Annotated in this window: 21 protein-coding genes; 4 read left to right on the top strand and 17 right to left on the bottom strand. The window is 60.5% G+C overall.

The genetic code is table 11. The annotated features are described in order from the left end of the window. Positions 1–6: 6 nt before the first annotated feature. The 6 genes from JZX88_RS24005 to JZX88_RS23980 form a co-directional block, all read right to left on the bottom strand. Positions 7–1,101, bottom strand: a complete 1,095-nt coding sequence (locus JZX88_RS24005) for a glycoside hydrolase family 105 protein (protein ID WP_206914963.1) — start codon at positions 1,099–1,101, stop codon at positions 7–9. An 8-nt stretch (positions 1,102–1,109) separates the two neighbouring features. Continuing rightward, complete coding sequence (locus tag JZX88_RS24000; protein ID WP_206914962.1) at positions 1,110–2,663, bottom strand: glycoside hydrolase family 28 protein; 1,554 nt, start codon at positions 2,661–2,663, stop codon at positions 1,110–1,112. 116 nt (positions 2,664–2,779) lie between these two features. After that, positions 2,780–4,048 (bottom strand): ABC transporter substrate-binding protein, encoded by a 1,269-nt coding sequence (locus tag JZX88_RS23995; protein WP_142859433.1) that lies wholly within the window; start codon positions 4,046–4,048, stop codon positions 2,780–2,782. Between the two features lie 43 nt (positions 4,049–4,091). Beyond that, on the bottom strand, positions 4,092–5,192 hold the full coding sequence (locus JZX88_RS23990; protein ID WP_206914961.1) for an ABC transporter ATP-binding protein: 1,101 nt from the start codon (positions 5,190–5,192) through the stop codon (positions 4,092–4,094). A gap of 2 nt (positions 5,193–5,194) precedes the next feature. Beyond that, positions 5,195–6,079 carry a carbohydrate ABC transporter permease gene (locus JZX88_RS23985; RefSeq protein ID WP_125146381.1) on the bottom strand — a complete coding sequence of 295 codons (885 nt, stop codon included), beginning with the start codon at positions 6,077–6,079 and terminating at the stop codon, positions 5,195–5,197. Between the two features lie 4 nt (positions 6,080–6,083). Then, complete coding sequence (locus tag JZX88_RS23980) at positions 6,084–6,965, bottom strand: carbohydrate ABC transporter permease (RefSeq protein WP_206914960.1); 882 nt, start codon at positions 6,963–6,965, stop codon at positions 6,084–6,086. 212 nt (positions 6,966–7,177) lie between these two features. On the opposite strand from JZX88_RS23980, the gene JZX88_RS23975 reads away from it, so the two are divergent. Then, positions 7,178–8,104 (top strand): AraC family transcriptional regulator, encoded by a 927-nt coding sequence (locus JZX88_RS23975; protein ID WP_206914959.1) that lies wholly within the window; start codon positions 7,178–7,180, stop codon positions 8,102–8,104. A 52-nt stretch (positions 8,105–8,156) separates the two neighbouring features. Here the strand turns inward: JZX88_RS23975 and JZX88_RS23970 are convergent, their stop codons facing one another. The 5 genes from JZX88_RS23970 to kduI all read right to left on the bottom strand — a co-directional run bounded on the left by JZX88_RS23970 (position 8,157) and on the right by kduI (position 12,783). Then, on the bottom strand, positions 8,157–9,035 hold the full coding sequence (locus tag JZX88_RS23970) for an amidohydrolase family protein (protein ID WP_206914958.1): 879 nt from the start codon (positions 9,033–9,035) through the stop codon (positions 8,157–8,159). After that, positions 9,032–10,168, bottom strand: coding sequence for a mandelate racemase/muconate lactonizing enzyme family protein (locus JZX88_RS23965; protein ID WP_206914957.1), 1,137 nt, complete (start codon positions 10,166–10,168; stop codon positions 9,032–9,034). The genes JZX88_RS23970 and JZX88_RS23965 overlap by 4 nt, the downstream gene beginning before the upstream one ends. Before the next feature lie 24 nt (positions 10,169–10,192). Continuing rightward, complete coding sequence (gene kdgD / locus JZX88_RS23960; protein WP_046800501.1) at positions 10,193–11,104, bottom strand: 5-dehydro-4-deoxyglucarate dehydratase; 912 nt, start codon at positions 11,102–11,104, stop codon at positions 10,193–10,195. A gap of 114 nt (positions 11,105–11,218) precedes the next feature. After that, complete coding sequence (kduD, locus tag JZX88_RS23955; RefSeq protein ID WP_206914956.1) at positions 11,219–11,962, bottom strand: 2-dehydro-3-deoxy-D-gluconate 5-dehydrogenase KduD; 744 nt, start codon at positions 11,960–11,962, stop codon at positions 11,219–11,221. Continuing rightward, a complete protein-coding gene (kduI, locus tag JZX88_RS23950; RefSeq protein ID WP_065116534.1) occupies positions 11,959–12,783 on the bottom strand; it encodes a 5-dehydro-4-deoxy-D-glucuronate isomerase in 825 nt (274 codons plus the stop codon). Before kduI ends, kduD begins: the two co-directional genes overlap by 4 nt. A gap of 139 nt (positions 12,784–12,922) precedes the next feature. On the opposite strand from kduI, the gene JZX88_RS23945 reads away from it, so the two are divergent. From JZX88_RS23945 to JZX88_RS23935, 3 genes are all read left to right on the top strand, one after another. Next, entirely contained in the window at positions 12,923–13,720 is a 798-nt protein-coding gene (locus JZX88_RS23945) for an NAD(P)-dependent oxidoreductase (protein ID WP_206914955.1), read from the top strand. Positions 13,721–13,809: 89 nt separating this feature from the next. Further along, positions 13,810–14,547, top strand: coding sequence for a FadR/GntR family transcriptional regulator (locus tag JZX88_RS23940; protein ID WP_110760040.1), 738 nt, complete (start codon positions 13,810–13,812; stop codon positions 14,545–14,547). Between the two features lie 31 nt (positions 14,548–14,578). After that, entirely contained in the window at positions 14,579–14,896 is a 318-nt protein-coding gene (locus JZX88_RS23935; protein ID WP_065116537.1) for a cupin domain-containing protein, read from the top strand. A 22-nt stretch (positions 14,897–14,918) separates the two neighbouring features. Here JZX88_RS23935 and JZX88_RS23930 read toward each other — a convergent pair whose 3' ends face one another. The 6 genes from JZX88_RS23930 to JZX88_RS23905 form a co-directional block, all read right to left on the bottom strand. Beyond that, on the bottom strand, positions 14,919–16,151 hold the full coding sequence (locus JZX88_RS23930) for a Xaa-Pro peptidase family protein (protein ID WP_065116538.1): 1,233 nt from the start codon (positions 16,149–16,151) through the stop codon (positions 14,919–14,921). Between the two features lie 233 nt (positions 16,152–16,384). Continuing rightward, positions 16,385–18,388 carry an aldo/keto reductase gene (locus JZX88_RS23925; protein ID WP_065116562.1) on the bottom strand — a complete coding sequence of 668 codons (2,004 nt, stop codon included), beginning with the start codon at positions 18,386–18,388 and terminating at the stop codon, positions 16,385–16,387. A 45-nt stretch (positions 18,389–18,433) separates the two neighbouring features. Then, positions 18,434–19,519 carry an ABC transporter ATP-binding protein gene (locus tag JZX88_RS23920; protein WP_206914954.1) on the bottom strand — a complete coding sequence of 362 codons (1,086 nt, stop codon included), beginning with the start codon at positions 19,517–19,519 and terminating at the stop codon, positions 18,434–18,436. Positions 19,520–19,528: 9 nt separating this feature from the next. Next, entirely contained in the window at positions 19,529–20,365 is an 837-nt protein-coding gene (locus tag JZX88_RS23915) for a carbohydrate ABC transporter permease (RefSeq protein ID WP_020812264.1), read from the bottom strand. Continuing rightward, positions 20,362–21,222: a carbohydrate ABC transporter permease gene (locus JZX88_RS23910; protein WP_003523586.1), complete on the bottom strand. Its 861-nt coding sequence runs from the start codon at positions 21,220–21,222 to the stop codon at positions 20,362–20,364. The genes JZX88_RS23915 and JZX88_RS23910 overlap by 4 nt, the downstream gene beginning before the upstream one ends. Before the next feature lie 255 nt (positions 21,223–21,477). Beyond that, positions 21,478–22,749: an ABC transporter substrate-binding protein gene (locus JZX88_RS23905; RefSeq protein WP_206914953.1), complete on the bottom strand. Its 1,272-nt coding sequence runs from the start codon at positions 22,747–22,749 to the stop codon at positions 21,478–21,480. Positions 22,750–22,761: the final 12 nt, after the last annotated feature.

The raw sequence follows: 22,761 nt of genomic DNA, 5'->3' as shown, positions 1-22,761 counted from the left end.
CGCCAGTCACTCCAGAAGCAGGCTTTCGGCGTAAGCCATCATCAGCGGCCCGACACCCTTCGCGTCATCGGAAACGACCGGCTCCCTCAGATAATACTCAGGCGTTCCATCACGATAATTGCCTTCAAAGCCGCCCAGCCCTGCGACATGCACAATGCCGACAAGGCGGGTTACGCCCCCGTCATCCGCCTTGAGGCGCGTTTCCAGAAGTGCCGCAAGCGCCCGGCGGCCCGCCGAAAGGGCGGTCTGCGCCTCCTTGCCCTGCACCAGCCCGAGCCGGACCGCACGCAGCAGCGCATAGGCGAACATGGCCGAGGCCGAGGTTTCCTCGTAATTTCCGGCAAGACCCGGATTGTCGAGCACCTGCATCCACAGGCCGGCGTCACTCTGCCGCTCAACAATACCGGCCAGAAGCAGACGCGCGCTTTCCCGAAGCTCAGCCGTTGCGCCATCATCCGGCAAAATGACCAGTGCATCCACCAGCGCCATGGCGAGCCAGCCGACCGCCCGTGCCCAGATGGCCGGCGACTTGCCGCTCACGGGGTCGGCCCAGCGCTGGTTGCGGCTCTCGTCATAACCGTGGACGTAAAGCCCGCCGGCATCGGCCGTCAGCGCAAGCGCGGCTGAGAACTGCCGAAGCGCATCGCCGATCAGTTCCGTGCGATCCGTCGCCTGCGCATATTCGATCTGGAAGGGAAGCCCCATGTAAAGCCCATCCAGCCAGACCTGATGCGGATACCGCTTCTTGTGCCAATAATTGCCCGACGTGATGCGTGGATGGCTGCGGAGCTGGCCCGCCAGATGTTCCGCAGCGGCAAGATAACGTGCATCGCCGGTTTGTGCCGCAAGGGGAAAAAGGATACGCCCGGCGAGGATATGGTCGATATTGTATTCCTGCGGATCGTAACCGGCCAGCGTTCCATCCTTCGCCACCTGGGCGTCGGACAAACGGTGCAGATGTTCCTTCCAGCGAACCTCACCGGTGGCCTCGAACAACTGCAGCAGACCACGATAGACGCAACCATCCTCATAACACCAGCTGCCGCCCTTGTAGTGCCTGTATCGTTCGGAAAATTGATCAAAATAATCAGTATGTTTCATGGATTTTCTCAATCGAAATCTGATGAAATGGAGACGGAGGCGCCACTCAAAAGAGCCGGATCATCGCAGATGACGTCCGCCTGTTCGAAAACGATCGCCTCATGGCGCATGGGGCGCACCCGGTCGGCCATGATCGGCGGCGTCGCTATCGCCGACGGATCATGGGAGACGATGGCGAGATTGCGAATGACGATATTTCGGATGGGGGCTTCCGGCAGGCCGAGAAAGGCGCCGGCGGCATGGGCGAGATTGCGGATTTCGACATCCTCCACGGTAATGCCATCGATAAAGGGCGTGCCGTCATTGACCGGCGCTCGGTTTCGCGACTGGACCCATTCATCATGGCCGTCGGCATCGCAATGATAATGGCCATTGACGGAGAGCGCGGTCTCCACGCCGTCCAGCAGCACCCGGCGCATGGCGATATTGCTGACCGTACCACCGCGACCGCGCCGCGTCTTGAGACGCAGGCCGCGATCCGTACCGACCATATCGCAATCCTCCACCGCCACGTCATGCACACCGCCCGACATTTCCGAACCGATCACCAGCCCGCCATGGCCGCGCTGCATCAGGCAATGGCGCACACGGACGCCGCGCGTTTCCGCCAGATGATCGTCCTCGCCATCGGGACCACGTTTCCCGGCCTTCACCGCGATACAATCATCGCCGACGGAAAAGCGCACGCCGGCAATCGTCACGTTACGGCAGCTTTCGGGATTGAAGCCATCGGTATTCGGACTGTCGTGCGGCGCAACGATGGTGAGACCCGCAGCGACCAGCTCCTCGCAGCCCTGCGGATGGATCGTCCAGGAGGCTGCATTCCGAATGGTGAAACCGAGAAGCTGTGTTTTGCGGCAGGAAACGAGATGCAGGCCGCGCGGACGCCGCGCGCCGTCACGGGTTCCTTTCGGCCAGCTCCACCAATCACCCCTGTCGCCGGAGCCATCCAGAACACCCCTGCCCTCGATCACGAGATTATCTGCCCCGATGGCGTGGAGCGGCGCGGTAAAACAGGCATCCGGCAAGCCTTCCCAGCTGCCCAGCATGCGGCCCGCCTCATCGCGGGCGGGCAATATCGGCCATCCGCTGCGGATGGAAGGCGCGCGCAGCACGGCGCCTTCTGCAAGATGCAACGTCATGTCGCTTTTCAGCCGCACCGGAAAGGCGGTCCAGACACCGGGACCAAGCCGCAAGGTGCCGCCCGCGGGCACGGCGGCAACGGCATTTTCGAGCGCCTGCGTATTGGCGCGCGCACCCTCCTCATCATCGAGCCCAATATCCGGCCGCAGGGAATATGCCGCGGCTTCGACAAGCCCGGCGCAGGGTGCGGTCCTGAATTCCACGCTGCCGAACCCCTCCGCGTCGAAGACATACCGCGTATCCGGAAGCAACTCGTGCAGCAACGTCACAACGGTTGCCGTTTCACCGCGCTGCTCAGCGCCGTCCTGCGATGTCAGACGCCATGCCGTTTGTGTCGGCAGATGATAACGCGCGCCGGGCGCGGCAAGGCAAAGCGCCGCCGTTCGCGCCGAAGACGCGATGATAAGGGGTTTGTTCATGCTCTTTTCTCGTCTTTTGCGCATATCCGCCAAACGCCCGGCCGACATGTTTCATATCATCCGGCAGCCGGATAGAGAGCCCGCCGCGATGCAGAAGCGGCGGCGGGCCATTGTCGTCAATCGAATTTGGCCAGAACGTCATTGGTGGAATCGATGATCTGCTCGGCCGCCTCTTCCGCCGTCAGCTGGCCATAGGCATATTCCTCCAGCGTATCGATAAAGGCCGAGCGGATTTCCGGATGTTCGTTGAAGGGTGAAACCACCGGTCCCGATGCCGCCATGACGATGGCGTTGGCGGCCCGCACTTCCGGCTCGCCCTTGTCGCCCAGACGGGCCGCCGCGGCCTTCGAGGCGGGCAGGCCGCGTGAGGTGCCGAGCGCATCGACGCCTTCCGGCTCGTTCAAAAGGCAGTTCAGTATCTGTGCAGCCGCTTCCGGGTTCTTTGAGTTTTTCGAGATCGAAAACACCATGGAAGGTTTGCGATAGACACCTTCGGTCACGGCATCGGCACGCTTCAGCATCGGCACGGGTTTCAGAACCTGCCCCTCCTTCAGGGGATCGGCATATTTCGAATAGGTCGAGTCCCATTCATAGGAGCCGGCGATGCGGCCTTCCGACCAGGACGGTTTTTCATAGAGGTTGACGTTGCCATCGGCCGCTTCCTCTTTCTGGGAGCGGATGGAGCCGGTTTCGACCAGCTTGCCGACAAAAGAGATACCCTCGGCCAGATCCTCCGGCGTCCAGGCCACGCGGTTGGTCTTGGGATCGACCAGATCCTTGCCGGTCTTCTGCACGACAGCCAGCGTCGCCAGCAGCTGGGCAGTCTCCTTCACCGCATTGAAGGTGTAATAGTCCTTGCCGAGCTTTTCCTTGATGGTTTTCGTTGCCGCGAAGAATTCATCCCACGTTTTCGGAATCTCAACACCCGCCTTTTCGAAGGTGGTGGCGTTGAAGAAGAAGACGCGACCGGTGGTGGAGACGGAAAGCCCCTGCAACACGCCGTTCATAGAGCCCGCGTCCAGATCGCTCTCGGCCCATTGCGAAAGATCGAGCGGTTTCAGCTGGCGTAGATCGGCAAAACCTTCGCCATTCCTGGAAAACAGCGGCAGCCACGGCCAGTTGACCTGAACGATATCGGCTTCCGTCTTGCCCGCCATCTGCGTCGTGAGTTTTTCCAGATAACCATCGAAACCGGTAAACTCGCCCTTGATGGTGTGGCCATATTTCTCACCACAGGCGGCAATGGCCTTCTGGGTCGCCACGTGACGGCTTTCGCCGCCCCACCACGACATGCGCAGTTCCGCAGCACCTGCCGCCGGGGCCGTCGCCATCGCCACATAAGCGGCACCGGCAAGCATCGTCATCATTCCTGTCATCGTCTTCATTGTTCTTCTCCTCCTCGAAAAATCAGGCACGCCCGTCCCCTCCTCACAGCGAGACGTTGCGGCCATCGGCCTTGTCGAAAATATGCAGCTTCTCCGGGTCCGGTTTCAGCCGCAGGATACCGTCGCGCCCGAGCGCCTCGAATTCCGCCGCACCAACCACGCTGACGATCTTCTGCCCACCGAGATCGGCGTGCAGATAGACCTCGTGGCCCATGAACTCCGCATTGGTGAGTTTCGCCCGCAGCGCCGGACCATCGGCTTCCCCTGCCAGTGCAAGATGCTGCGGGCGGATGCCGATGACGGCATCTGCGGGTCTGGCCGATAGCCGCTGCTCCAGATGCGCACCGATCGGCAGGCGCTGGCCGGCGATCACAAATTCCGCACCGTCGATTGCCACATCCACCAGGTTCATTTCCGGCGTGCCGATGAAACCGGCAACGAAGAGATTGGCGGGATGGTTGTAAAGCTCCTTGGGTGTCGCGACCTGCATGATGCGGCCCGCCTGCATGACGCAGATACGGTCGCCCATGGTCATGGCCTCCGTCTGGTCGTGGGTGACATAAATGACCGTCGAAGACAGGCCTTCCGCTTTCAACTGGCGATGCAGATCGGTGATGCGCACCCGCATGGAGGCGCGCAGCTTGGCGTCGAGATTGGACAGCGGCTCATCGAACAGGAACACGCCGGGCTTCTTGATAAGCGCACGGCCAAGCGCCACGCGCTGCGCCTGCCCGCCCGAGAGCTGCTTCGGCAGACGGTCGAGCAGCGGCTCGATTTCGAGAATGCGCGCGACATTGTCGATTGCCTTCTCGATCTCGGGCTTGGCGACACCGGCGATCTTCAGACCGAAGGCGAGATTGCCGCGCACCTTCATATGCGGATAAAGCGCGTAATTCTGGAAGACCATGGCGATGGAGCGCTTGCCGGGCGGCAGGTCGTTGACGCGCTGGTCTCCGATCAGGATTTCACCGCCGGTGATTTCCTCCAGCCCCGCCACCATGCGCAGCGTCGTGGATTTGGCGCAGCCGGAAGGGCCGACGAACACCATGAACTCGCCATCCTCGACGTCGAGATTGATGCCATGCACGGCCTTGAAGCTGCCGCCATAGACTTTTTCGAGATTTTTAAGTTGAACGCTTGCCATTTTCAGCCCTTGACCCCGCCAGACGAGATCCCTTCAATGAAATACCGTTGCGCAGCGAAGAACACGATCAGCGCAGGCGCGATCGTCAGCACCGACATCGCCAGGATGCGGTTCCATTCAAAGGCTTCGGTGGTGTCGATGGAGAGTTTGAGCGCAAGGCTCACCGGATATTTGTCGACCGAGGACAGGTAGATCAGCGGCCCGAGAAAGTCGTTCATCGTCCACATGAACTGGAACAGGCAGACCGAGATCAGTGCCGGCGCCAGCATCGGCACCACGATGTAGATGAGGGTCTGCAGGCTGTTGGCGCCATCCACCCGGGCGGCCTCTTCCATATCCGATGGCAGTGAGCGCAGGAACTGCACCAGCATGAAGACGAAGAAGGCATCGCCGGCGAGCGCCGAGGGCACCCAGAGCGGCAGGAAACTGTCCAGCCAACCGAGATCGCGAAACAGGATATATTGCGGAATGCGGGTAACGACATTCGGCAGCAGCAGGATGGCGATGACCGAGCCGAACAGGATCTTCTTCAGCGGAAAATCGAAGCGAGCGAAGGCATAGGCCGCCATGGTGCAGGAAATCGCCGTGCCGATGACTTTTGGCAGGATGATCAGGAACGAATTCCAGAAGAACCGGCCGAACGTATAGGGCGTCGAGGTTTCCCAGCCGCGTATATAACCGTCCAGCGTCGGGTTTTCAGGAATGAAGCCGGCGCCGGAGAATATCTCCGAATTGGTCTTGAAGCTCGCGCCCACCAGCCAGATCAGCGGGTAGAGCATGACGAGGCCGACTGCGAAGAGAAGCACATAACGGACAGAGGTGGAGACGAGCCTCAGCCGCGCCCGGCGGGCCGCCTGCATGTCGTTCAGGGTTGCGATATCGGTCATGGCATCAGTTCCGCTTGTCGCCGGCGTAATAGACCCACTTCTTCGAGGACCAGAAGGCCACGAGGGTCAGCACGGTGATGATGGTGAAGAGCACCCAGGCGATGGCGGAGGCATAGCCCATGTTGAACTTCTTGAAGGCCTCGTCATAGATGTAGAGAGGCAAGAGGTAAGTGGACTTCAGCGGCCCGCCCTGGGTGATAATGTAAGGGCCGTTAAACTCCTGGAACGCCTGCACCATCTGCATGATGAGATTGAAGAAGATCACCGGCGTCAGAAGCGGCAGCGTAATGAAGAAGAAGGTCCTCACCTTGCCCGCACCATCGATGGCGGCCGCCTCGTAAAGCGACTTGTCGATGGATTGCAGCGCGGCGAGGAATATCACCATGGCCGAACCGAACTGCCAGCAGCGCAGCAGCGTGATGGTGAAAAGCGCATTGCCCGGATCGCCGAACCAATCCACCGGCGACAGGCCGATGGCGGCAAGCGCCATATTGGCAAGCCCCTCGCTTGCGAAGATATAACGCCACAGAACCGCAATCGCGATCGAGCCGCCGAGGATGGACGGCACGTAAAAGGCGGTGCGGAAGAAGTTGATGAATTGCAGCTTATAATTGAGTATGACCGCAATGAACAGCGCGAAGGCAAGCTTCAGCGGCACCGTCAGAAACACGTAGAACAGGGTGACGTTCAGCGATTTCATGAAGGTGCGGTCGCGGGTGAAGAGCCGCTCGTAATTGGCCAGCCCCGCCCAGCTGGGATCGCTCATCAGATCGTAACGGGTGAAGCTGAGATAGAGCGAGCCGAGGAACGGGATGGCCGTAAAGACCAGCAGCCCGACGATATAAGGCGTCAGATATCCCAGCCCGAGGAAGCGTTGAGATTTCATGACGCTCCCCCCCGCGCCCCGGCGGAACGCGAATGACAGAATACAATTTCGTACAAGTGATTCTCCCGGAACGGCCGGCGGCGGGCGCATGACGGCGCAATTTCTCACCGCGACCGATCTCCTCCCTCATTGATACGGCGCGTAAAAGCTATTTATGCGGTGACAAAACCAAATTTCCGCGCCAAGGTGAATTAACAAAGATGAGGAAAAAGATGGACGAAATCGAAGGTGGTATTCTGTCATCCGTTCCGCCTGCGGCGCTCAACCTCAACCTCACGCGCGCGACGATCAAGATGGAGCATTCGCGCACCTGGCAGATCGACAAATCCAACCAGGTGGACGACCTCATCATCTGTCTGGAAGGGCGCGGGCATTATCTCGTCGATGGCGACGCTCGGGTGCTGGAACCCGGCGACGCCATGCTGATTTTCCGCGGCCAGCACTTTGTCGGCTGGAACGAACAGGCCATCACCTATCGCGGCGTGGCGCAGCATTTCACGCTGGATATTTACGGCCGCCACAACCTGATCGCGCAGATGGACCTGAAGCCGAAACTGCGGCTGAGCCGCTGGCCGCTGCTGGAACCGCTGGTGCGCCACTATCGCCAGAGCGCCCCGCCCTCCTCCGTCACGCTTGGCCAGCACCATCTTTTCATGGTGCTTCTCATCGCCTTCATCGACGATGCCTTCCTCGGATGGGTGGATCGCCCGAGTTTCCAGCCGGAGGGCACGGAAGGCCTCGACCTTGCGGTGATGAAGGCGATCACCATGATTTCGGCCAATCCGCTCGACCCCGACATTGCCAGCCGGGCGACCGAGGCGGCGCCCTATAATCGCGATTATTTTCTGCGCGAATTCCAGAAACGGGTGGGACGGACGCCGCGTAAATATCAGGAGTTCAAACGCATGGAGCGCGCCATGCATTTTCTCGAGGCGGGGCTTTCGGTCTCGGCAGCGGCCACCGAAGTCGGTTATGGCGACCCCTATTATTTCTCACGCATGTTCAAACGCACGCTGGGCTTAAGCCCGCGCGACCATATGAACCGCATACGCCGCAGCCGACACGGCAACCTGATGGCCTTTGACGAGCATGAACAGCAGAGGCTGCTTGCCGCTAAAACGGAAAAGACCCCGGCATAGCGGGGCCTTATTACGGCGGAGTCTGGAGGTTACCGGTTATCCCGCAATTGAACTATGCCGTTGTAAATGGCGGCAGCCTGAACAGGGCCTCGGGGTTTTCCACCAGTGCACGATGGCGCGCCGCCTCATCCGGCAGCCAGCCAAGCACCAGTTCTGCAAGGCGGGCATCGTCGGGATAGGCCGCCGTCTCGCGGATGGAATTATGCGGCCAGTTAGTGCCCCAGACGATGCGTTCCGGCGCATGGGCCGCAATCACCCGCGAAAAGGCGGCGACGTCTTCATAGGGCCAACTGTCACGCGAACTTTCATAGACACCGGCGAACTTGAACCAGAGATTGCCACGGTCGATGAGCTTCAGAAGTGCCGCCATCTCCGGGCCATCGGTCTTGATGCCCTTGAAGAACTTGCCGTGGTGATCGAACACCCAGCGCGAGCGGATTTTCTGAAGGCGCGGCAGGTGATCGAGCAACGTATTGCCATCAAACTGCACCGCCACCATCCAGTCGGCGGCGTGCGCCCGCTCATCCACCGCTTCCAGCTCGGACAGGTTCACCGCACCGCCCGGCAGGTCCATGATGCGCGCCCCGACGGTACCGGCAGCGGTGAGGCTTTCCATGTCCTTTTCGGTGGTGTTCGCATCGATGATGACAACCGCGCGGGCCGCCTCGCCGATTTCAGCAACGCAGGCAAGCGTATTGGCATTGTCACGCTGATGGGCATTGCCCTGGGTGATGATGACCCGGTCGATACCGAGCCATTGCATCAGCTTCCGGTAGTCGGCGGGACCGGGAAGCGAGCCCGGCGGCAGGCCGGGTCCGCCCGGCAAGGCGGGGTAGCCGGGCAGATAAAGATGCATCTGCGTATCGACGGCGCCTTTCGGAAAAGCAGGATTCGGCGCAACGCCTGATAGTTTTCTGACAAGTTCACTCATGCATCCGGCATCCTGAATTCGACAAGCGCATCCCGGTTGATTTCGATGCCGAGACCCGGACCATCGGGAATGGCGACAACGCCATTGACCGCCTCGATCGGCTTGCTCAGAACCGCCTGCCGGAACGGATTATAGGTGCGGTCGAATTCCATGATCGGCTCTATCGGATTGACGCGAACCGGATCGGGCGTCATCGCCGCCATGAATTGCAGGGCGGCGGCAATCTGCACACCGGTGCCCCAGACATGCGGCACGACGCGCACGCCATGTAAGGTGGCAAGCGCGGCGATCTTCTGCGTTTCGGAAAAACCGCCGCAGCCGCAGAGATCGGGCTGGAGAATATCCACGGCTCCGGCGGAAAGCGCCTGCCACATGCCGTAACGTCCATGCCAGGTCTCACCGCCCGCGACCGGGATCGGCTGGCCGGCCCGCACGCGGGCATAGGCATCCAGCTGTTCGGGAACAACAGGCTCTTCGAACCAGTCGATGCCATAGTCGGCAGCGCGGTTGCCGAGCATGATGGCTTCGGTGATGGTATAACCGTGATTGGCGTCGATCATCAGCCGCATATCCGGCCCGATGGCATCGCGCACGGCGGCGATGACCCTGAGGTCTTCCTCAATGCCGAAACCGATCTTGATCTTGCAGGCGTGAAAGCCTTCCGCCCGCCGCTCCGCCATCTCGGATGCATTATCGGACACGCGGTCGACACCATCGCGCTTGAAGCTGCCGGTGGCATAGGCGCGCACGCTTTCGCGCCAGCGCCCGCCAAGCAGCAAGGAGATTGAAGCACCGTAATGCTTGCCCTTGATATCCCAGAGCGCGATATCGATACCAGACAAGGCAGTAAGACTGAGGCCGCGCTGGCCCTGATCGCGCAGGGCATTATAAAGCACGGCCCACAGCTTTTCGGTCTGGCGCGGGTCCTGGCCGATAAGCCAGCCGGCGTAAGCCTGAACCACGGCGGCGTTCGGTCTTGCCGGGCCGAGGCATTCGCCCCAGCCGACCGTTCCGTCATCGCATTCAATCTCCACCAGAATATGGGCGCGACGATCAAAGCGCATGGAAGCGCTTTCAAACGGCGTGTCCAGCCGGTGTTCGAGCAGATGCGTGCGCACCGCAGTGATTTTCATGGCTCCCCTCCCGTTATGCCGTGATCAGGCTTTACGCTTATGCGTGCCGATCAGGGCTTCGAGCATGCCGATTTCCTCATTGGTCAGGTCCTTCAGCGGCGCACGCACCGGCCCGGCGTTGAAGCCCTGCAGGCGCACACCGGCCTTGACGGCGGAGACGGCATAACCCTTGGCGCGGTTGCGGATCGCCATGAACGGATAGAAGAAATCCGTCAGGATGCGTTCGCAGGTGGCGCGCTCGCCGGCACGCAGCGCCGCATAGAACTCGTTGGCAAGGCCGGGTACGAAGTTGAAGACGGCCGAGGAATAGGTGGTGAAACCGGCGCCGAGATAGGCTTCGGCAAACAGTTCCGCCGTCGGCATGCCGCCGAGATACATCAGGCGGTCGCCCATCTTGGCGGTGATCTGGCGCACGAGGCCGATATCACCGGTACCATCCTTGAAACCGACAAGGTTCGGGCACTCGTCGCAAAGACGCGCCAGCGTATCGGCCTGCAGCACGGAATTGTCGCGGTTATAAACCATGACGCCGATGCCGACCGACTGACACACCTTCTTGATATGCGCGTAAAGGCCTTCCTGCGGCGCATCGATAAGGTAATGCGGCAGAAGCAGAATGCCATCGGCACCGACCTTTTCGACCGAGCGGGCAATGTCGACGGCAATCTCGGTGCCGTAACCGCAGCCGGACACGATGGCGGTTTCACCGGCCACTTCCTTGGCGGCGGAAACGATGGTGGGGATTTCATCCGGCTTCAGCGAGAAGAACTCGCCAGTACCGCCGGCGGCAAACAGCACCGGGGCTTTATAACCGGCGAGCCATTCGACATGCGCCCTGTAGCTATCGGCCGCAAAACGACCCTCGGCATCGAAATGGGTGACCGGGAAGGACAACAGACCGGAGCCGAGCGCCGTCTTGATTTGTTCAGGGTTCATCATCGAAATTCCTCTGCAAGTTCACTGACTGAAAGCCACCTAAGCCGCTTGCCGCATCTTTGTCAACAACTCATCATACATCTTGTATGATGAATTTCGAAAATCTGTGACAGATTAACGCGCCAGCCAGCCGCCATCGACATTGAGAATGGCGCCATGCACGTAATCCGCCGCCGGCGACGCCAGAAATACCGCCGCGCCGGCAATATCCTGCGAGTGCCCCCAGCGACCTGCCGGAATGCGCTCGAGAATGGCCTTGTTGCGGGCGGCATCCGCACGCAGCGCCTCGGTATTGTTGGTTTCGATATAACCGGGGGCAATGGCATTCACATTGATGCCCTTGGCTGCCCACTCATTGGCCAGAAGTTTGGTGAGACCGGCAACGCCATGTTTCGCCGCCGTGTAGGACGGCACGCGGATGCCACCCTGAAACGACAGAAGCGAGGCGATATTGACCACCTTGCCGGAGCGGCCTTTCGCCAGCAGCTCTTTCGCGAAAGCCTGCGTGGTGAAAAACAGCGCCTTGAGATTGACGTCCATCACCTCATCCCAGTCGAGTTCGGAAAACTCGACGGAATCGGCGCGGCGGATGATGCCGGCATTGTTGACGAGGATATCGAAACCGGCGTCGGCGAAGCTGTCCTTCGCCGCCAGCGGATCGGCAAAATCGATCAGCAGCGCGCTCGCCTTGCCGCCTTCTTTTGCGATGATATCAAGCGTTTCATCCGGCGCACGGCGCGCGGCGCAAACTACCTCCGCCCCAGCGGCGGCAAGACCCACCGCTATCGCCTGACCAAGACCGGTATTTGCGCCCGTCACAAGCGCCTTGCGCCCTTCAAGCGAAAAGGGGGTTCTCATTTCAGATCCCCCGGCTGGATGAAGTCCATGTCGGTGTAATCGACATTGTCGCCAGCCATTGCCCAGATGAAGGTGTAAGAGCCGATGCCGGCGCCGGAATGGATGGACCAAGGCGGCGAAATGGCGCCTTCTTCGTTGGAAATGAACAGATGGCGGGTCTCCTGTGGCTCGCCCATCAGATGCAGCACGCGCGACTTCTCATCCATGCCGAAATAGAGATAGGCCTCCATGCGGCGGTCATGAATATGCGAGGGAATCGTGTTCCAGACCGAGCCGTCCTCCAGCATGGTATAACCTAGCACCAGCTGGCAGCTTTCCATGACCAGCGGATGGATGAACTGGTTGATGGTGCGCTTGTTGGAGGTCTCCGTCGCGCCGAGCTTGACTTCCTTGCTGTTGGCGAGCGTCACCAGCTTGGCTGGCAGGCTGCGATGCGCCGGGCAGGAAGTGATGTAGAACCGGCCCGCCCCGTCAAAGGTCACCGCGCCGCTGCCGGCACCGAGATAAAGCACATCACCGCGATTGAGCGTGTAGGTCTGCCCGCCGGCGCTGACGGTGCCGCTCTCGCCGATATTGACGATGCCCATTTCGCGACGATCGAGGAAGGACGGCGTCTTGGTTTCTTCCACCTTGTCCAGCGTCAGCGGCGCACCATCAGGCACCGCGCCCCCCATGACGAACCGGTCATAATGGGTGTAGATCAGCCTGATTTCACCGGAACGGAACATGTCGTTGGCGAGGAAATGCCGGCGGAGCCCTTCGGTATCCAGCGTCTTCGCATATTCCGGGTTCACGGCCTGCCTTGTTTCGACGGTCAACATCAAACTCATCCTTCATGATTGTTGCGTATGGCACATAATATATGTTATCCGCTTTTTGTACGATCTGTATGACAAGGTCAAGAGGTGCCGCCATATCTCGACCGTATCGGAGACGTGCAAACGCTGAGGGAGAATGGCAATGAAACGGCTTCTTGTTACCGGTGCGGCGGGCCAGCTTGGCCGCGTCATGCGTGAACGTCTGGCACCGATGGCCGAGATATTGCGTCTTGCCGATCTCTCCCCGCTCGATGCGGCCGGTCCGAACGAAGAATGCGTGCAATGCGACCTTGCCGATGCGGATGCCGTGAATGCCATGGTTGCCGATTGCGACGGTATCGTTCATCTGGGCGGCATATCGGTGGAGAAGCCCTTCGAGCAGATCCTTCAGGGCAATATCATCGGGCTTTACAATCTTTACGAGGCCGCCCGCGCCCATGGCCAGCCGCGGATAGTCTTTGCCAGCTCCAACCATACGATTGGTTATTATCCCCAGATCGAGCGGCTCGGCCCCGACGTTCCGGTGCGTCCGGACGGGCTTTACGGCGTCTCCAAATGTTTCGGCGAGAACCTCGCCCGCATGTATTTCGATAAATTCGGACAGGAGACGGCGCTGGTGCGCATCGGCTCCTGCACGCCGGTGCCCAATAATTACCGCATGTTGTCCACCTGGTTTTCATATGATGATTTCGTGTCGCTGATCGAGGCGGTGTTTCGGGCACCAGTGCTCGGCTGCCCGGTCGTCTGGGGGGCGTCGGCCAATGAAGCCGGCTGGTGGGACAATTCGCATCTCGGCTTCCTGGGATGGAAACCGAAGGACAATGCCGAGGCCTTCCGACAGCATATAGCCGAGACCACACCGATGCCGGACCCGAAGGATGCGTTGGTGCGGTTCCAGGGCGGCACGTTTGTCGACAACCCGATCTTCAAGCAAAGCTGAGTGATCAGCGGGATTGCAAGCCGGGCCGCGAATAACGTATCGAGGACATCCGGACGCAACCCCGCACCCTTTTTAGAACGGCGACACAGATGACAAAAGCGACAACCTCCGAACCGGCAGCTCCACAGGGCAGAACGCTTGTGGTGAAGGTTTCGGAGGAACTCCGCAGCCAGATCGCCAAGGGCCGCTACAAGACGGGCGACCGCCTGCCATCGGAAGCGCAGCTGACGCAGGAATTCGGCGTGAGCCGTACCGTGGTGCGCGAGGCGATTGCCTCGCTACGCTCTGACGGTCTGGTGGAGCCGCGTCAGGGCGCCGGCGTCTTCGTGCTGGAGCCAGCCCCCACCGAGCGGCGGCCTTTCCACAATGTCGATCTCGCCCGCGTCTCGTCGCTGATCGAGATGCTGGAATTGCGCACCGCCGTGGAAGGCGATGCCGCCGGCCTTGCCGCCATTCGCCGCTCACCGGCGCAGGAAGAAAAGATCATCGAGGCCTTCGACGCCTTCCGCGCCAGCGCCGCCAGGGGCATTCCGACGGCCGAGGCCGATTTTGCCTTTCATCTCGCCGTGGCCGAAGCGACCAACAATCCCCGCTTCAGCGAGTTTCTGCAGGTGCTTGGCCCAACCGTCATTCCGCGCCGCGCCGTGGCTGATAATGGCGCAGAAACCGTGCTTTCACCCGCCGATCTCAGCCGCCTCGTCGGCGAGCATGAAGCGATCCTGATCGCCATACAGGATGGCAACGAGGATGCGGCGCGCAGCGCCATGCGCAACCACCTGAAAAGCAGCCAGACACGTTATCGCGCCATGCTGCGTGCGCCGCGCTGAAAATCAATATTGCAAGACAGAGGAGAACGACATGCAGCAGCTTCCCAAATTCCCCACCGTTTCACCCGATGACGGTGTGGAACGCACCGTGCTTTCCGAAGCGCCGGAGCTGATGGTCGTGTCCTTCCGGTTCAAGACCGGCGCAGAAGGCAAGCTGCACAGCCATCCGCATGTGCAGTCCACCTATGTCGCCAGCGGCAGCTTCCGCTTTTATCGCGACGGCGAAGCCTACGATCTTCAAAAAGGCGATAGCCTCGTCATTCCCGGCCATATCGAGCATGGCTGCCTGTGTCTGGAAGAGGGTGAGCTGATCGACTGCTTCACCCCGCGTCGCGACGACTTTCTCTAAAGGCAGGAACGGCGGCAGGCCGTCACTGCCGTGACAGATCCCGCAGAGTGCGTGGCAGGCTGTTCATGCACTCCGCACCTGACGATGTGACGAGGAACTGATCCTCGATCATCAGCGCGCCCAGCCCTTCGCCATAGAAGGGCGCTTCGAGTGCGACCACCATGCCGGGAAGGATGATTTCCGGATTGTCATGGGAAAAGAACGGCCATTCCTCGATACCCACGCCGCCGCCGACGGAATGGCCGAAATGGCCGCGATAATATTCGCCGAAACCTTGCCTGCGCATCGAGGCCAGCATGGCCGCGTGCACCGCGCTAAAGCCGTTGCCGGGGCGGAGCGCTTCCAGCCCGCAGGCGAAGGCTGCCTCCAGCGCCCTGAAAATATCGGCAGCAAGAGCCGAGACCGGCCCCCACGAAAAAGTTCTTGCGCCATCGGACGAGTAACCGTCGACCAGCGTGCCGACATCGGCCTTGATCAGCGCGCCCTGTGTGACCACTGCCGTCATATCCGACAGGGCCGGACCGACGGAAATATAGTCCCAATGCCCGCTCAGCGAAAAACCGGATGTCGCGGCATATGCCTGCGCGCCGGATTTCCAGGCGGCGGAGAGCTGACCAAGGGCTGCTCCCGGTCGGACGGCGGCCGCCATCTCGACCAACCCTGCCTCGGCGGCGGCTGCCGCCTGCCTGAGAAGTTTGATCTCGCCTTCTGACTTCACCGCCCTCAAACGTTTCAGCACCGTCGAACCATCAATCCAGTTCACCTCGGGCAGCGCCTGCTGAAGCGCTGAAAAATCGGCGGCTGGCATGAATTCAAGATCGACACCAATGCGCGCAGCAGCCAGCCCGCGATCCCGCAAAAGATCGGAGAGCAAGCCGAAACAGGCGGTGCGATCGAATGTTTCCGGCCGCGGTCCACCGGAATTGTTGCGGCGATAGGCGTTGTCCACCTGCGCGACGGTTTCCACACCCGAAAGATCGACCAAATCGATCCAGATGCGATGGCAGCGCAGATCGACATCAGGTGCCGCCTTCCTGATGAGCGGGGCGGCATGATCGCTGACGACAGCGGCAAGCGGCCCATCGGCATCGCCCGGCACCAGCGCAATTGCCGAACCTGCCCTGCCCCACATGGTCGCGACACCGGCATGGGCGCCGACGGCATAGCGGAAGGCTTCGGGCTGGAACAGCACCAGCGCATCCATGCCCGCTTCCCGCATCAGCTGCTGGGCACGGCTTCGGTCGATATCGCTCATGGGAACCCCGGTGATTGTTTGGCTGCCGTGTTTCGCGACACGTTTATGGACCTACGCTTTAGCAGTCGCCGGGAGATGAATGAAGGTGGAAGATGACATCTCCACCCCGAAGATCGTCAGTTCGAGCGAGCGATTACCGCTTGTTTCTTCTCCCTGGCGGGGAGAAGAAACAAGCCGCAACCTCTTGCCCAATGTCGTTGAGACGGCGGATAAATCCGCCGTCTCATTGCCTTTCACGCCTCCAGCCACTTCACCTGTTCGGGCGTCAGCGCGATATCCAGCGCCGAAAGACTATCCTCCAGCTCCGCAATCGTGCGCGGCCCGATCAGCGGGATGACCGGGAAAGGCTGGGCGATGACATAAGCGAGCGCAATGTGGATCGGGTGGCGGCCGAGTTTCTGCGCAAGCTCGATCGCCCGGTCGCGGCGGACGAAGTTGCGGTCGGAATACCAGACGCGGACGATTTCCTCATCGTCATGCTTGTCGCGCCCTGCCCGGTCGGTGAAGAAACCGCGCCCCTGGCTGGACCAGGCGAAATTGGGGATCTGGCGCGATCGCAGCCAGGCCTTCCACTCGTCGTCTGATGCCGCCACGCAGCCTGCCCAGATGGGATCGAGCATTTCGGCAAGCGAGAAATTGTTGGAAAGCGCGCCGGGCGCCTGCTTGCCGTTCTTCTGCGCATAAGCCGCGGCTTCGTCCATGCGCTCGCGCGTCCAGTTCGAGCCGCCGAAAATGCCGCGAATGCGGCCGCGCCGGACTTCGGCATCCATGGCATCGACAAATTCACCGACCGGCACGTCGGGATTATCGCGATGCATGAAATAGGCATCGACATAATCCGTCTTCAGCCGCTCCAGCGACTGATCGAGCTGTTTGGTAATCATATCGGGATAGCAGAGCGGCGAATGCGCACCCTTGCCGATCAGCACGATCTCTTCACGCGGCACATTGCGGCTGGTGTGCCAGTCGCCGAAAATCGCCTCGGTCCTGCCAGCGCCGTAGACATAGGCCGTATCGAAGAGATTGCCGCCGGCCTCGTAAAAGGCATCGAGCGTCAGGGATGCGGAGGCAAAGTTGGGGAAGAATTCGAAACCGAGCGCGACCACGGAAGCGGGCTTGGCAAGGCCCGGTATCTGCCGCTTGGGAACCGAATTTCCGGCGACGACCTTGCCACCGGCGATATTTCCGATGCGCGATGTCGCCTTTTCGATGCTGTATTCCAGCCCGACGGAAGCCCGCCACTGGTCCATGACACGCAGATTGCCGAGGCTGTCGGCCCAGGCCATGCCAGGTGCCGCGAATTCATGTCTGCCCTGGCGGATTGCCTCACCCGCTGCATCGACCTCGAAGGAATAAAGCCAGCGATCCTCCGGCAATTCCATGGTTTTGACCTTGTCGCCCCTGATGATATCGATCCGGCCGGTGCCGCCCTTGTGGCCGGCGGCGAACCAGAAATCCTTGACCTCGATGCGCCCTTCCGAGCCGATGATGCGCAGCACATTGTCCTGCGCCGCCATGATCGAGCACGAGACCTCGGCGACGATGCCGTTTGCGAATTTCAGCACGGCCGAGGCCCATTCATCAACGCCCGACTGGCCGAGATGCGCCGCACCCGCAACCTTTTCCGGCTCGGCAAAGGGTTTTCCGTCCACGGCACCGGCGATCATCCGCACCATGGAAACCGGATAACCGCCGACATCGAGAATGCCGCCGCCCGCCGTTTCATTGGCGAACAGCCGGTGATCGGCCCGGAACGAACCCATGTTGAAACCGAAGCTGGAGCGGATGATGCGGATATCGCCCACCGCCCGGGCTTTCACCAGTTCCAGCAATTTCGCCGTCTGCGGATGCAGGCGGTACATATAGGCCTCGCCGGCGAAAACGCCTGCCTTTTTCGCCTCGTGGAAAATGGCGTCGGCATCATAGGCCGAGAGCGCGATGGGTTTTTCCACCAGCACGTTTTTGCCGGCCCGGATCGCCTTGATCGCCCATTCGGCATGGCCGGTATGGGGCGTGGCGATATAGACGGCATCGATAGCGGGATCGGCAAGCAGGGCATCGTAACCCTTGATAATGCGCGCGCCGGCAAAAGCTTCTGCAAGGCCGGGCTTGTCCGGATTGCGGGTGGCGATGGCCTCTAACCTGCCGGTGCGGGAATGGGCAATACCGTCAGCAAAGGTTCTGGCGATGGTGCCCGGGCCGATGATGCCCCAGCGGATCGGTTGTACGGTCGTCATGAAATCCTCGTCTTTCATATCAGTCTTGGGTGCTTGGGAAAGGGTTCAGCGCAGGCGTTCGCCCTTGCCGTCGAAAAGGAAAGCCCGGCGGGCGGAAAGGCCGACCGTCAGCCGGTCGCGATTGCCGACATCGCGCGATTCCGGCCGTTCGATGATCAGCTGCTCGCCGCCTTCGGTTCGGGCATAGACATAGCTGGTATTGCCGAGATGTTCGGCGACATCGACATGCACGGTGAGATCGGCATCGCCCCCGCCCGCATCGGCAAAATGCTCCGGCCGGATGCCAAGCGAGACCTTGGCCCCCTCGTTGACGCGTTCCTTTATCGGCAAAGTCAGCCGCACCGCAGGATCGCTGTCGAGAGCGAGCGTGACGCTGTCGGCGCCGCTGCCGATGATGGTGGCGTCGAGAAAATTCATCTTCGGCGAACCGACGAAACCGGCAACGAAGCGGTTGGCGGGATCGTCATAGAGATCGAGCGGCGCGCCGACCTGCTCGATATTGCCCGCCCGCAGCACGACGATCTTGTCGGCGAGCGTCATCGCCTCGGTCTGGTCATGCGTCACATAGATCATCGTGGTGCCGAGCTGCTTGTGCAGGCGGGAGATTTCCACGCGCATCTGCACCCGCAACTCCGCATCGAGATTGGACAGCGGCTCGTCGAACAGGAATACCTGCGGTTCGCGCACGATGGCGCGGCCGATGGCGACGCGCTGGCGCTGGCCGCCGGACAGCTGCTTCGGACGGCGCTGCATCAACTCGTTGATCTGCAGAATTTCGGCGGCGCGGTTGACCCGCTTTTGCGTATCGGCCTTGGGGTTACCGTTCATTCTAAGGCCAAAGGAGAGGTTTTCGGCCACCGTCATATGCGGATAAAGCGCATAGGACTGGAACACCATTGCAATGCCGCGATCTGCCGGATCGGCGTCGCTGACCGTTCTGCCGCCGATCACGATATCGCCACCGGAAATATCTTCCAGCCCGGCGATCATTCTGAGAAGCGTGGACTTGCCGCAGCCGGAGGGGCCGACGAAAACGACGAACTCCCCGTCCTTTACCTCCAGATTTGCGCCATGGATCACTTCCAGCGCGCCGTAACGCTTGACCACGTTGTTGAGCGAAAGTTCCGCCATGCGGCCCCCTTACTTGACTGCCCCGGCGGAAATGCCGGCGATGAAGTGACGCTGCAAAGCCACGAAAACCACGAGAATGGGTGCGGTGAGCAGCACCGCGCCGGCCATGATGCCGCCCCATGACACTTTGGTCAGCCCGATGAGGGTGCCAAGCGCCACGGGTGCGGTCATCATTCCTGGGCGGGAATTGATGAGAAGCGGCCAGAGGTAATTGTTCCACGAGGCCAGGAAGAGAATGATCGACAGCGCCGCCATGGTGGGTCGCGCCAGCGGCAGGGCGATGCGCAGGAAGATCTGCCATTCCTTGACGCCCTCCACCCGTGCCGCATCGAAAAGCTCGGTCGGCATCATCGAGAAGGATTGCCGCATGAACAGCACGCCAAGCGAGTTGAACAGCGGCGGCACGATCAGCGCCACCCAGGTGTTGGCGAGCTTGAACTCCCGCGCCACCATGATGAATTGCGGAATGACAACGACGGCAAAAGGCAAAGTGATGGTGCCGAGAATGATGGCGATCACCACCCCGCGTCCGGCAAAACGGTAACGCGCCAGCGCCCAGCCGGCCATCGACGTCAGCAACACCGAAAGCACGGTGTAAATGACGGCGACGGTGATCGAGATGAACATGGCCCTGAGGAAATTGGTATCCGCCTGCAGATTGTTGAAATTCTCGACGAAATTGGTGGATGGCACCAGAACAATGTCCGGGCTGAAAATGCCGTAATCCGGCATGGTCGAGAACACGAACATCATCCACAGCGGAAACAGCCAGATGATGGCAAGCGGTGTCAGCGCCGCATGCAATGCGATCTTCTGCCAGAAAAGCGATCTCGATTTCGATCTCATTTCGGCTCCCTCCCGACCCAGAGATTGAGGAGTGAAATGGCGATGGCGAGCGCCGCCATGGTGTAGGCAATGGCCGAGGCATAACCGAAATTGAGCGAGGTGAAGCCCTGGCGATAAAGGAACAGCCCCAGCGTCTCCGTGCCGCCGCCCGGCCCGCCCCTGTTGGTGATGAGGAAGGGTTCGGCAAACAGCTGCATGGTGCCGATGACCGAGAGCACAACACAGAACAGGATGATGGGTTTGAGGAGCGGCAGGGTGATATAAAAAAACTGCTGCCGCTTGCTCACCTTGTCCAGCGTCGCCGCTTCATAGACGTCGCCGGGGATGGATTGCAGCCCGGCCAGAATGATGATGGCGTTATACCCCGCCCAGCGCCAGGTCACCGCGATGATGACCAGCGCCATGGCCGCATTGGCATTGTCGAACCACGAGATGGGCGAAAGGCCGACGGAGGTGATGAGCTTGTTGATGATGCCGAAATCGGCGCTGAACATCAGCCGGAAGACAGCCGCATAGGCCACCTCGCCAACGACGACAGGCGCAAAAAAGGCAAAACGATAAAGCGGCCGCGCCTTCAGGAGCGGCGAATTCAACAGCACCGCCATGACGGTGGCGAGCGCGATCATCACGGGCACCTGAATGACCAGAATGATCAGCGTATTATAAAGCGCATTATAAAAGGCCGGATCGGAAACCAGCCGCCCCCAGTTCATGGAAGGCGCAAACCGCCACGGATTGATCCGCGTATTCTGGAACGACAGCATGAACGAGCTGATGATCGGCCAGACCCAGAAGGTGGCGAAAATCAGGAGATAGGGCGCAAGGAACGCATAAGCGATCCTGTTCCTGGACGGCATGACGACCTCCATATGCCGGACGATGGCCGGATAAATGGAAAAGCTTCAGAAAGAGCGCGCCCCTATGTGGGGAATGCCTTTGCAAAACGGTGCGGCCTATTTCTTCTCCCCGAGGGGGAGAAGGTGGCCCGAAGGGTCGGATGAGGGGGCTGGCTCTCCGAATATCGCTACCCTCGCCCCCTCATCCCGCTGCCGCGGACTTCTCCCCCACGGGGAGAAGAAACTTGTGGCACCCGCCCGGTCCTAACCGTCGGCTTACTGCGCGAGGGGGAGCCCCGTCGCCGTTTCGATCTGCTTGGCCGCATCATCAAGCGCTGCTTTCGCATCGGGATAGCCGCCGGCGAAATATTTCGTCTGCGTCGCCTTGTAGATCGCATCCGCATCCGACTGGAACGCCGTGCCGCGGCTCGGCACGATCTTCGGCAGGGTGGCCAAAATATCGGTCCACACCGCCTGCCCACCCCAATAGGTCTGCTTTTCCTTGACGAAAGGATCGTCGATGGCGGACAGCAATGAGGGAACGAGGCCGAAGGATTTCAGCATCGTCACCTGACCTTCATTGGTGGTCAGCGCGTAGTCGATATATTTCCAAGCAGCTTCCTTGTTCTTGGATGTCGAACTGATCGCGAGCGACGAACCGCCGATATTGGCGGCATGCGGGCCGTCAGCCGTCAGGCTCGGCATCAAATAGACACCCCACTTGCCCGAAAGATCGGGAGAACCGGAGCGGATCGTGCCTTCATACCAGGCGCCAAACACCTGGCTTGCCACCTTGCCGGCCGTATTGGACTGGATCTTCTCATCCCAACTGGCCGCAGTGATGACGCCGGCGTCCTTCATTTCCTTGATCTTTGCGAGCGTGGCGACACAGGCGGGCTGGTTGATGGTGATGTTTTGACCGTCGGTCGAAAAGTAACCGCATCCCTGCTCATTGGCGATCATGCGGAACCATTCGCTGCCACCATTGAAGTCGGACTGCGTCATGACAATGCCGGGATTGGCGGCCATGACCTTTTTGCCTGCGGCGATGAAATCATCCCAGCTTTTGATGGTGGCCGGATCGACGCCTGCCTTCTCATAGAAGTCGCGGCGATAAAATACCGCTACCGGACCGGAATCCCACGGAACCGCATAGGCGACACCGTCAACCTCCAGTTCCGTGCGCTTGAAATCAGCGAAAAGCGCCTGTTTCTCAGGCGTATAGCCAAGCTCGGTCAGATTGGCGAAACAATCTGGAAACCGGTTCCAGAAGACTTCCGCCTCGAAATTCTCAATGGTGACGATATCAGGAAGACCATCGCCTCCGGCTGCGCAACCAGCCAAAGTCTTGTCAAAAACCTGATTGTTTCCAAGGTCTTCAACGACGATCTTGATATCCGGATTCTGCTTGTTGAACCCCTCCACCGCAGATCGTAGTGCCGACGCAGCGACATCCCAGCTCCAGATGGTGACGGTTTCTGTTTGCGCGAAAGCCGGGGCTGCGAGAAGCAGCGTGGCCGTAGACGCGCCAAGAAATTTCAAGCACATTGAAAACCTCCC

Source organism: Agrobacterium sp. OT33 (assembly GCF_017313365.1).
In the GTDB taxonomy this organism is placed as follows: domain Bacteria; phylum Pseudomonadota; class Alphaproteobacteria; order Rhizobiales; family Rhizobiaceae; genus Agrobacterium; species Agrobacterium rhizogenes_A.
This window is presented reverse-complemented; position numbering and strand designations above follow the sequence as displayed.